9 protein-coding genes are annotated in these 10,692 nt (G+C 30.9%); 3 read left to right on the top strand and 6 right to left on the bottom strand.

Annotation, left to right across the window (positions count from 1 at the left end; genetic code table 11):
* The first annotated feature begins 315 nt into the window (after nucleotides 1–315).
* The 3 genes from THYS13_RS05645 to THYS13_RS05655 all read left to right on the top strand — a co-directional run bounded on the left by THYS13_RS05645 (nucleotide 316) and on the right by THYS13_RS05655 (nucleotide 4,480).
* Complete coding sequence (locus THYS13_RS05645) at nucleotides 316–1,215, top strand: acetamidase/formamidase family protein (RefSeq protein WP_042833529.1); 900 nt, start codon at nucleotides 316–318, stop codon at nucleotides 1,213–1,215.
* 13 nt (nucleotides 1,216–1,228) lie between these two features.
* Nucleotides 1,229–2,590: an APC family permease gene (locus tag THYS13_RS05650; RefSeq protein ID WP_042833530.1), complete on the top strand. Its 1,362-nt coding sequence runs from the start codon at nucleotides 1,229–1,231 to the stop codon at nucleotides 2,588–2,590.
* A gap of 525 nt (nucleotides 2,591–3,115) precedes the next feature.
* Nucleotides 3,116–4,480, top strand: a complete 1,365-nt coding sequence (locus THYS13_RS05655; RefSeq protein ID WP_042833531.1) for an SEC-C domain-containing protein — start codon at nucleotides 3,116–3,118, stop codon at nucleotides 4,478–4,480.
* Between the two features lie 180 nt (nucleotides 4,481–4,660).
* Here THYS13_RS05655 and THYS13_RS05660 read toward each other — a convergent pair whose 3' ends face one another.
* From THYS13_RS05660 to THYS13_RS05685, 6 genes are all read right to left on the bottom strand, one after another.
* Nucleotides 4,661–5,596 carry a copper amine oxidase N-terminal domain-containing protein gene (locus tag THYS13_RS05660; RefSeq protein WP_042833532.1) on the bottom strand — a complete coding sequence of 312 codons (936 nt, stop codon included), beginning with the start codon at nucleotides 5,594–5,596 and terminating at the stop codon, nucleotides 4,661–4,663.
* Between the two features lie 160 nt (nucleotides 5,597–5,756).
* Nucleotides 5,757–7,055, bottom strand: a complete 1,299-nt coding sequence (gene fliD / locus THYS13_RS05665) for a flagellar filament capping protein FliD (protein ID WP_042833534.1) — start codon at nucleotides 7,053–7,055, stop codon at nucleotides 5,757–5,759.
* A gap of 107 nt (nucleotides 7,056–7,162) precedes the next feature.
* On the bottom strand, nucleotides 7,163–7,891 hold the full coding sequence (locus THYS13_RS05670) for a B-box zinc finger protein (RefSeq protein ID WP_042833535.1): 729 nt from the start codon (nucleotides 7,889–7,891) through the stop codon (nucleotides 7,163–7,165).
* A 94-nt stretch (nucleotides 7,892–7,985) separates the two neighbouring features.
* The gene (locus THYS13_RS05675; protein ID WP_042833536.1) at nucleotides 7,986–9,110 is read right to left on the bottom strand and encodes an ABC transporter permease; all 1,125 of its coding nucleotides are present in this window, start codon (nucleotides 9,108–9,110) and stop codon (nucleotides 7,986–7,988) included.
* Entirely contained in the window at nucleotides 9,103–9,837 is a 735-nt protein-coding gene (locus THYS13_RS05680) for an ABC transporter ATP-binding protein (RefSeq protein WP_042833537.1), read from the bottom strand. Before THYS13_RS05680 ends, THYS13_RS05675 begins: the two co-directional genes overlap by 8 nt.
* A 12-nt stretch (nucleotides 9,838–9,849) precedes the next feature.
* Nucleotides 9,850–10,599, bottom strand: a complete 750-nt coding sequence (locus THYS13_RS05685) for an HlyD family secretion protein (RefSeq protein WP_042833538.1) — start codon at nucleotides 10,597–10,599, stop codon at nucleotides 9,850–9,852.
* Nucleotides 10,600–10,692 lie beyond the last annotated feature (93 nt).

Below are 10,692 nucleotides of genomic sequence, written 5' to 3' on the forward strand. Positions count from 1 at the left end.
GGCAATGTTTTATATGTTTCATAAATTTCTAAATACATCTTTTCTACTCCTTTGTAAAAAGTCCCCATCTTTTTATTATCCGCGTTCTTTATTATTCTTTTATAGTTTTTATTATACTATAAATTACCATATTCTTATATAAAAAATATTTTTACACATCTGAAAGTTTAAAAAATTTTATTTTTAATAGAAATCAGCCAAACACCCCATAATTAAAAAATTTTAGTAATTTAAAAACTTTAACCTTGAATTACAAATTTTTAGGTAGTATAATGATTTAAAATTCACTTTAAAACGAAAAGGGGGATTGAGAATATGATACACAAATTATCTAAAGAAAACCACATATTTAGTTTTTCCAAAGATAATACACCTGTACTTTTTATAAAAAACGGAGATGAAATAGTAATTGAGACTTTGGATTGCTTTTCAAATCAAATCCAAACAAATGAGGATAAATTAGAACAAATGGATTGGAACAAAGTAAACCCTGCAACAGGCCCTATTTATGTTGAAGGTGCTAAAGAAGGAGATGTTTTGGAAGTCACAATTAAAAAGATTGAAATAGCTGATAAAGGTGTAATGGCAACAGGCAAAGACTTAGGAGTATTGGGTGATTTAATGAATGGACTGTATTCCCGAGTGGTTAATATAAAAGAGGGGAAAATTATTTTTGATGAAAAAATTTCTATTCCAATTAAACCTATGATAGGAGTAATTGGCGTTTCACCAAAGAATGGTAATATAAACTGTGGAACACCTGGTTCTCATGGTGGAAATATGGACACTGCACTTATCGGTGAAGGTTCAAAACTTTTTTTGCCAGTATTTGTAGATGGTGCTTTGTTAGCTTTGGGAGATTTACACGCTGTAATGGGAGATGGAGAAGTAGGTGTATCAGGCGTAGAAGTAACAGGCTCAGTTACAGTAGAAGTTAGAGTTGTAAAAAATTTAAAACTTGTAAATCCTCTTGTAAAAACACCAGAGGTAACAGCAACAATAGCATCAGATGAATCTTTGGATAAAGCAGTAAAAATAGCAGTTCACGATATGGCAAACTTATTTCAAAGTTTTACCAAATTATCAATAGAGGAGATAGCTACACTTTTTAGCATAGCAGGAAATGTACAGATTTCACAAGTAGTAGATCCACTTAAAACTGCACGCTTTAGTTTGCCAAACTGGGTATTGGATAGCTATAACATAGTGTTCTAAGGGAGGAAAAACTATGGAAAACAAGAATGATACATCATTAGAGAATTTTGGATATAAGCAAGAATTAAAAAGAGCTTTGACAATTTGGGACTTAATAATATATGGGCTCATCTTTATGGTTCCTATTGCGCCATTTGGTATTTATGGGTTTGTCGCTGATATATCAAAAGGAATGGTTGCGCTTGCTTACGCAATTGGAATAGTAGGAATGATATTTACTGCTTTTAGTTATGCATCAATGTCTGAAGCTTTTCCGATTGCTGGTTCTGTTTATTCATACGCAACTAAAGGTTTGAACAAAGTTATAGGATTCTTTACTGGCTGGGTCATTTTGCTAGATTATTTATTAGTTCCTGCGCTTCTTTATGTTGTCAGTGCAGCTGCTTTAAATGGTATATTTCCAGCTATTCCTGTAATAGTGTGGGCATTAGCATTCATTTTAATAAATACAATAATTAACATTGTAGGAATCGAAATTACAGCTAAGTTTAATAAAATTGTACTAATACTTGAACTTATAGTTTTAGCGGTTTTTATAGGAGTTGGCGCTTTTGCAATTTCTCATGGTATAGGTGGAGCAAAATTTTCATTTAAAGCTTTTTATGACCCGCAAAATTTTAGCTTAGGTCTTGTAATGAGTGCTGTCTCTATAGCAGTTTTAAGTTTTCTCGGTTTTGACGGTATAAGTACCCTTGCTGAAGAAACAATAGGTGGTAAAAAAACTGTAGGAAGAGCAACTGTACTTGCACTTTTATTCGCTGGCATACTGTTTATACTTCAAACATGGGTAGCATCAATGATATGGCCTGATTACAAAGCTTTTTCCAATCTAGATGTAGCTTTTTATGAAGTTGCTAATCGTGCAGGAGGAAAATGGCTCATGCTTACTACTTCTTTGGCAACAGCTTTCGCTTGGGGAATAGCAAACTCATTAGCAGCTCAAGCTGCTGTTTCAAGGGTATTATTCAGTATGGCAAGAGACCAAAACTTACCCCAATTTCTTTCAAAGGTTCATCCAAAATATAAAACTCCTTATATAGCAACTATTTTTATCGCTATACTTTCGGCTGTCCTCGTAGCAATCTATAGTGACAGGATAGCTGATCTTACATCTGTTATAAACTTTGGAGCTTTAACTTCGTTTTTAGTTCTCCACATCACCGTTATAACATATTTTATGATAAAAAATCATTCTAGCAATATATGGAAACACTTAATATCTCCAATTTTAGGCTTTCTAGTTATCTTCTATGTATGGATAAGCCTTAATGTACATGCCAAAATCCTTGGCGCCGCGTGGATTTTGATAGGAATAATTTACTACATCATATTAAAATTTATATTAAAACGTAAGCCAGAAGAACTTAATGTATAAAATATTTCTTTAACGTTTAAGTTGTAACCCCACTTTATAATTAATACAAAAAGTGGGGTATTTTGCATTCGCTTTTCTTATGCCCATTCAAAAATCTTTTTGATCTTCTCGAGTAACTTCATATACTCCTTTTCCCTGCTTAATCACCTACTTAAACTTTATACTATCAATTAAAATCAACGTTACATCATTAAAATCTATTTGTTGTGATATAATAGAACAAAATGAGTGTATCACATGGAGCAAAAACATACAAATAAATTTGTTATTACTATATCTTATATTTAATTAGATATAAAAAATAAGAATTATTGTAAAAATGAATTTTTTGCCGGAATTTAGCACGAAAATAGACTTAGAAATCTATTTTCATTCCTGGTTGTGCTTTGTTAAGCATGGAGGGTTAATGCGAAATCTCTGTGTATGCCTTTGAAAGTTTAAATATATATTTAAAAACAATAGACAAGAAAAAGACAATGTGATAATCTATAAAAAGAAAGTAAAAATCAATTTGGAGGGCCTTAAATGAGTAAAATTTTTGATATTGATAGAAATGATGAATGCATTTGTGGAAGTGGGAAAAAATATAAAAAATGTTGTCTCCCTAACATAGAAAAAATTGAAAAAAACCTCTTAAAAGAAATAGAAAAAGATGACGTATTTTTACCTTATGATTATGAATTTATACGAATATTAAGTGTAATGTATGGAATTAAGCTGGATAGTAAAAATGAAGCTGTAAATGTGGAAAAATTAAAAGTATTACTAATAGAATCATTGAGAGAAAGAAAACAACAACTGGAAGAACTTAATGAAGAAAATGAAGATGAAATAACCGAAGAGTTATTTAGAAAAATTGTAAGTATATTCAGAAAAAATGAAGAGTTGAAAGACTTAAGAGTCCCAGTTACTTTTATAATGAATGTAGATCTTGATAATGAAGAAGAAATGGAAAGAGTTTTAGATAAAATATCTAATACATCTTTTTTAGAAAACTATTTATTGAATTTAGCCTATTCTCTACGTACAGAAAAATTTACCGAAGAAGAAATGAAGAATATCTTTATCTGGCTTTCGATAGCATTTATAGATAAAACTTATAAGATATTTACAACACCTATCTTAGAAGCAACGGAATTTGACCTTATAGATGGAGAAGATGAATTAGAAAAAGTTTTAAATGATGCAGAAAAATTACCTCAAGACTTAATAAATAAGAAAGTGATGGAAATATTCTACAAATATCCTATATTTGCCGAATATTTAAGTGCCAATATGTTTATGGAAATGGGAGATGATTTAAATTATATTTTAGACCCTGAAATGGAAATTGAAATACCATTTTATGTATTTTATATTTTTTATTTAAAGTTCCTTACAAAAGCTGCTGAACTCTTTAAAAAGAAAAACACAAAACAACAAGAACTTTTTGATTCTATATTTGACGAAGTGATAGATGAAATTTTTGATGAAGATATAGTTGCAGAAAAAGTGTATTCTTCTATATTAGGCAAAATAGTAGAAATAGAAAAAACTACAAAAAATAATGACCTCAAAGAAAAGCTTCAAAACATATTAGAATTTTTAGCTATACCAACAAACTTCCAGATCAATTTAATGAAAATAAGATTTGTTATATCCCTATCTAAGTATGTTAATAATTTACCTCAAAGAATAAATGATAGCGATATGATTTTAGAAAATCTAGAACAGCTATTATCAAGAAAATTTTTTAATGAATATATGGCCTATTTAGAGTCAAAGGATTTTGAAGAAGCACAATACTTAAAACAGCTTTACAATAAAATCGAAGAGCAAAAAGTGATTATATATGATAATATGAATGCAATCGTAAATGCATTAGTCAATTGTATATTATTAACAACATAATAAAAGTACAATTGCTTATATAGCAATTGGTGGGGATAGTTGATTATAGAGATGTTGTCTTTTTGAGAAAGAGTGGTAAGAAAGTATAAATGACTATAAATAAACACAACCCCACTTTTTATAGACAACAAAAAGTGGGGTAAAAAAGAAACAGAATAAATTTATATTATTTTTCTTTTTTTAATCACCTATTGTTGCAATTTGCCCTTCTTGATACCAATCTACATTTTTGCCAAACAGTTGACTTATTGCTCTTAACGGAACCATAACCCTTCCCTTATTTTCAAACGCAGGAGCATTGATTGTTTCTTTTTGGCCATTAACTATTATTTGTGTAGTATTTATAGGCATATATATGTTTATATTACCTGTTTTAATGCTTACAGCTTGATTATGTTGATCCCAATTAATTGCTTTGCTATCAACACCAATGGCATTAGCCACTGCTCTTAAAGGAATGTACGTTCTTCCATTTTTGATTATCGGGTTTACATCTGACTTAATCTCATTGCCATTTACAAAAACATGTGGATTTTTATCTTTTTTAGCTTGATGATATAACTTTCCAAGTAGTTTATAGTTATCTTTCGAATGTTTAAGTTTAAGAATTTTTGTTATTGTATTAATTGCTTCATCTATTTGTCCATTTTGTAAGTAATTTATAGCTTCTATCTTTAATTCTGCAATTTCTGATTCTATGTTGTTGCTTTGGTTAAGTATTTTAAGTTTTTGTTCGAGTTCTTTTATTTTATTTGATATTTGTAAAGCTTTTTCAAATTGATTTTTATCCAATGCAGTTTCTAATTCTTGTTCTAGCTTTTGAATTTGGTTATTTACTTCATTAATCTTTTCAGTAGTCCCCTGATCTGATGATTGTGAACTAGAAGGTTGTGTTATTGTAGTATTATCCATCGGTGAAGTTGTGGTAGTATCACTCGATGGTTGGCTGTATACCTGGTTGTATACAGTGCTATTTACAGTGTTATTATCTGATAATTGTGTATAACTAGTCATATAGTTGTTTTGTAAAATACTTGTGGTATCACTAGCTAATGCAGCAACAGGAAAAATTGTCATGGACGAAACCAAAATCATTGATAAAATTTTTTTAAACATTAAATCTCCCTCCATTTTTATTTTTTATATTTTATTCGAAAGCATGTATAATTTTTAGTGGGGTATTCTAAAAATTCTAAAAATAGTTCTTTTAGTTTTTACATATGCCAAAAGCAACAACATAGAAATTGATAAATATATCAGTAGGATTGTCCTTAATTTAAATAAATGAATTTACAAATTGCCCTGATGGCAGCAACATTGACCAGATTAAAGAAGTATCCAACATTCCAAGTGAATTATAAAGCCCCATATAATTATTACCTATTGGCACCATTTCATTTGCATAGGCTGTGAGGGGACTCTCGGCTATTTGCTCGGCAAGTTGACCCACATTTACAGCTAAACCATTGTAACCAGCAAAAGCTGTTTGGACCGTATTAAAATTATTCTGCAGCGCACTGTTTAAGGTATTTTGATCGATAGAGAGAGTCATATCTGGATTTTGAATAATTCCGATCGCTTGCAAATTTGCTGCTTGATATTCATAACTTTGCACAAGTTCCGAAGTAACAAGGGGACTTATATATTGCTGGTTTTGATTTACATATGTTATCATTTTGTTGTATTCATTAACAAAATTATTGATACTGTTGCTTATAGCTTGTATATCATGTGTAACTGTAACAGTGACATTACTTACCGTTTTATTAAATGTTATGGCTAAATTGTTATTGTCAAGATAAATAGTATTTGATTGAGAGGTATTACTCACACCATTAATAGTATAAGTTGCATTTGCTGCTGCCACTGATACTGTATTTGCACCGGTATAAGAAACTGCATTGCCAGTAACATCAGTCAATGTAAATGCATTATTTGTTCCAGTGCTATTTGCATTCAATACTAACTGGCTTGTACCAAGATACGGATCATTATTTACAATAGCTGTAATTCCCATATTAGCAGAGTTAATTGCTTGAGCCATATTATTTAAAACAGTTTGATTTGTATCACCTTGATTAACATTGAAGGATATATTATACTGCTTACCACCTACTTGTACAGTAAAGCTGTAAGTCCCAGGTGTAAGGCTTGTAATGCTGTTACTTGCTAAGCTCGTTCCAATATTTTGTTGAGCCACAGCAAGCTGATTTACAGATACATTATAAGTAGAAGCAGTTGCACCCGCTTGAGCTGTTGCACTTATGGAATTTGGGTCACTGGATGTAGCAACCATCTGATTAAAGACACTATTTGGTGATGTAAGTTGAAGTTGGGCTGCTGTATCTGCTAGATTGTTCGCATAGCTATTTAACATTACAAGAACATTAGTTATTTGCGTTGGCAATTGTTGATTCTCATTATTTATATACATCGCTTGCTGTGCAATTTCAAATATATTACTTGGTGTAATATTTTGTATTGAAGTCAATGGATTAGTCATATTAAAAAGATAACTATACTCACTGTAATAAGGATACATATACCAATAATTTGCATCAATGAGGCTAGCCATATTTCCACCCCCAATTCTCTTTTGTTTTTGTTTAATTTATTTATCGACAAAACTTGCAAAAACTTTAGATTAAATTTATTATATATGATTAAACTATATTTCAGCATCTACTCCGTAGGTAAATATTTTTCAATCATAGAAGACATATCTTGAAAGCCATATCCACAAACGCCATTGCGAGGAGAATTTGCAATCCCATTCGCAATTTTCTCTATCATTTCCTCATGATATAAATGTTGTTTTACACAATTTTCACACAAAAATTCTCCACATTCATAGCAAAAATATTCAGCTTTTTCCTGACAATTATCACAATAGTAAATCGGGGCAATATTTTGTGCCAAAACAACTACTTTCTTTTTCTGTGGAAGTAATTGTCTTTTTAAAACTTTCAATTCCAAGTGCGTGGTTGAACCAAAATCATACTTATAGTCAAATTTCATATTTTCCGTTATAACATTTGCTAATTTATAGTTCATACTTTTCGGTTTTGGTCCAAAAAAGAAAGGTTCATCTAACCACCCTTTCGGATCTATATCATATATTTCACCATCAATTTTAAATTGGCTCAAATGTCCACAACACTCAAGCCAAAAATCACGCAAAAACTTGTCAATATCTCTTAAGGTAGCTTTTGTATCCACAGAAACATATAGCCAATAAAGTGATGAATCGTATTTAGGATATACGCTTAAAATAAAAACTTCCTTTTCTTTTATCCCTTCTTCATCTGACAGCTTTGAAAAATACTCTTTCATACTTTTACATGAAAGAATATGTCTCAACATTGAAGATTTTTCAAATTCTTTCTTACAAAAATAGCAAGTCCCTTTCATAAAAATTCTTCCTTTCCAAAAAAATTTTAAATACTTTTTGTTCTACGTTAATTTTACCATAAAAACTTTCTCCGTAATAAATACTTTTTCAGGTTTAGTCCAGTCTCTTTCTAAATCTCAATATGGCCACTGTCAAAAGAAAAACTGACATAAGAGTAATTATCACTATTTGATGTACAAGAAGAGAAGCATCTATACCCTTTATTATTATCCCTCTCAAAATAACTAGAAAATATGTAAGTGGAAAAATATCTCCAATTGCTCTTATAACAGTAGGCATTTGTTCCCTCGGAAAAATAAATCCTGACAATATTATGGTTGGAAGCAATACGAAAAATGCCCCCTGCATTGCTTGGGTTTGAGTCTGCGCTACTGTTGAGATAAGTATTCCTATTGCAAGAGCACAGGTTATAAAATCAAGTCCTAATAAAAGCAATAGATATATATTACCTCTAACAGGCACGCCAAACCAATACATGCTAAGCCCTAAAACCATTAAAAAATCTGTGTAACCAATTAGAATGTAAGGTAAAAGTTTTCCAATCATTAATTCTGAAGATTTTATAGGGGTTACAATCAATTGTTCTATTGTGCCCCTTTCTTTTTCTTTCACAAGCGCAAAAGCCGTCAATATTATGGTGATGTTTTGCATGATTAGACCCAAAAGCCCCGGAATTGTAAACACTTGCGTGTTGAGTTCTGGATTGTATTCTACTTTTGTAGAAAGGTCTATTCCAATGGAAGGCATTTTCATGCCTTTGACTTTCAATTCTTTTTGTACAATATTGTTTGAAAACATTTGAGATATCATAATACCGCTTGATAAAGCAGTCCTTGCTGTGGTAGGATCAGAACCATCAATTTTAAGTAAAGGCTGTACCATTTTTACTTTATACTGCGAAAAATTCGGCGGTATAATAAGACCTGCTTTTACCTTTCCTTCATCCAGTAAACGATTTAACTCATCTATACTACTTACATAAAAATCCGGATTAAAATACAGTGAATTTTTGTATGCTTCAATATAGTTTCTGCTTTCAAAGGTCTTGCTTTGGTCAAAAACTGCCATTGGTATATGGTCAACTTCTGTTGCAACAGCATAGCCAAAGAGCAAAAGCATTGTAATAGGCATAATAAATGAAATAACTAAACTTATCCTGTCTCTTCTTATATGTATAATTTCTTTTTTAATAATTGCAAAAAGCCTCGTCTTATTCATTATTCATCATCCTTACGTATTTAATAAAGACATCTTCAAGCGAATCAAGATTATTTTCTCTTTTTATCTCATAGGGGGTACCAAAAGCCATCAACTTTCCATTAAACATAAAAGCTGTGAGGTCACATATTTCTGCTTCTTCCATATAATGAGTAGTCAATAAAATTGACATACCATCATTAGCAAGGCTTTTTATGATATCCCAAAACATCCTTCTTGATAAAGGGTCCACTCCTGATGTAGGTTCATCAAGTATAAGCAATTTAGGATTATGTAATATGGCACAGCCTAAAGCAAGCCTCTGCTTCAATCCTCCTGATAATGTACCAACAATTTGCTTTCCTCTCTCCTCTAATCCAACAATATCAAGAACTTCTTTGATCCTTTGTTTCATCTCTTTTTTACTTAGTCCATATACACTTCCATAAAAATTTAAATTTTCTCTCACAGTTAAATCTTCGTAAAGGCTAAATTTTTGAGACATATACCCTATAGATTTTTTTATTTTCTCACTTTCTTTTTCTATATCATAGCCTAGAACAGCTCCCTCTCCTGATGTGGGCTTTAAAATGCCACAAATCATCCGTATAGTGGTGGATTTTCCTGAGCCGTTTGGCCCTAATAGGCCGAATATTTTATAAGTCGGAACTTGTAACGTAAGCTTGTCTACAGCAGTTATATTGCCAAATCGTTTTGTCAATTCTTTCAATTCTATTACATATTCCATTATCTACACCTTCTATTCATTTACAATGACATCTGCCAACATTCCAGGTTTTAAATCTTTTATGTGGTCAAGGATTTGAACTTTTACTTGGTATACTACATCTTCTTTTGATGACTTTGTCACAGTGTTTTTGGGAGTGAATTCGCCGTTTGGTGAAATATAAGTAATCTTTCCTTTAATTGAATCTTTTATAGAATCTACTTTTATACTTACTTCTTGGTTTAAAGAAACTTTATGCAAATTCTTTTCTGGTATGTATATTTTTATAAAAAGATTCTTTAAATCAGATATTTGAGCAATATTTCCTCCCGCCATAGCTATTTCGCCAGCATTAATGTAAATATTAGTTATAGTACCATCAATCGGAGAAGTTATTGTTCCCTTTTTAATCATAAGGTTGGTTAAATCATAATTTGCTTGCGCTTGGTCTACGTTTAATCTCGCTATATCAGCTTGATTCTTAGGTCCATTTTTAACTTGGTCATACTTTAACTTTGCTATTTCCAAATTGGCTTTAGCTATTTTTGCTTGTTCTTCATATTGACTTACATCAAGTAAAGCTATCTTATCTCCTTTTCTAATTTCATCTCCTTCTTTTACATATAAATCAGTGATACGACCAGATATCTCTGATTGTACATACAAAGTTTCGGCTTCTATTGTTCCCGTATAAAGATTTTCTTGTGAATTTGAATTAGAACAACCTGAAGAAATGATGCTAAATACAATTAACATAATAAATGCCAAATATAGTCTCTTCATAATTAATGCTCCTCTCTGATATCTTCTATATCTCTTAACAGTTTTTTTATTATTTTGTTTTCATTATATTTTATTTAAGAAAAATCTGTCAAT

This window comes from Thermoanaerobacter sp. YS13 (assembly GCF_000806225.2).
Taxonomy (GTDB): domain Bacteria; phylum Bacillota; class Thermoanaerobacteria; order Thermoanaerobacterales; family Thermoanaerobacteraceae; genus Thermoanaerobacter; species Thermoanaerobacter uzonensis.

What these genes read in the sequence shown, in the direction of transcription:
- THYS13_RS05675 (WP_042833536.1), bottom strand. Translation starts at nt 9,110, where the DNA reads ATGAATAAGACGAGGCTTTTTGCAATTATTAAAAAAGAAATTATACAT.
- fliD (WP_042833534.1), bottom strand. Translation starts at nt 7,055, where the DNA reads ATGGCTAGCCTCATTGATGCAAATTATTGGTATATGTATCCTTATTAC.
- THYS13_RS05660 (WP_042833532.1), bottom strand. Translation starts at nt 5,596, where the DNA reads ATGTTTAAAAAAATTTTATCAATGATTTTGGTTTCGTCCATGACAATT.
- THYS13_RS05680 (WP_042833537.1), bottom strand. Translation starts at nt 9,837, where the DNA reads ATGGAATATGTAATAGAATTGAAAGAATTGACAAAACGATTTGGCAAT.
- THYS13_RS05650 (WP_042833530.1), top strand. Translation starts at nt 1,229, where the DNA reads ATGGAAAACAAGAATGATACATCATTAGAGAATTTTGGATATAAGCAA.
- THYS13_RS05685 (WP_042833538.1), bottom strand. Translation starts at nt 10,599, where the DNA reads ATGAAGAGACTATATTTGGCATTTATTATGTTAATTGTATTTAGCATC.
- THYS13_RS05655 (WP_042833531.1), top strand. Translation starts at nt 3,116, where the DNA reads ATGAGTAAAATTTTTGATATTGATAGAAATGATGAATGCATTTGTGGA.
- THYS13_RS05670 (WP_042833535.1), bottom strand. Translation starts at nt 7,891, where the DNA reads ATGAAAGGGACTTGCTATTTTTGTAAGAAAGAATTTGAAAAATCTTCA.
- THYS13_RS05645 (WP_042833529.1), top strand. Translation starts at nt 316, where the DNA reads ATGATACACAAATTATCTAAAGAAAACCACATATTTAGTTTTTCCAAA.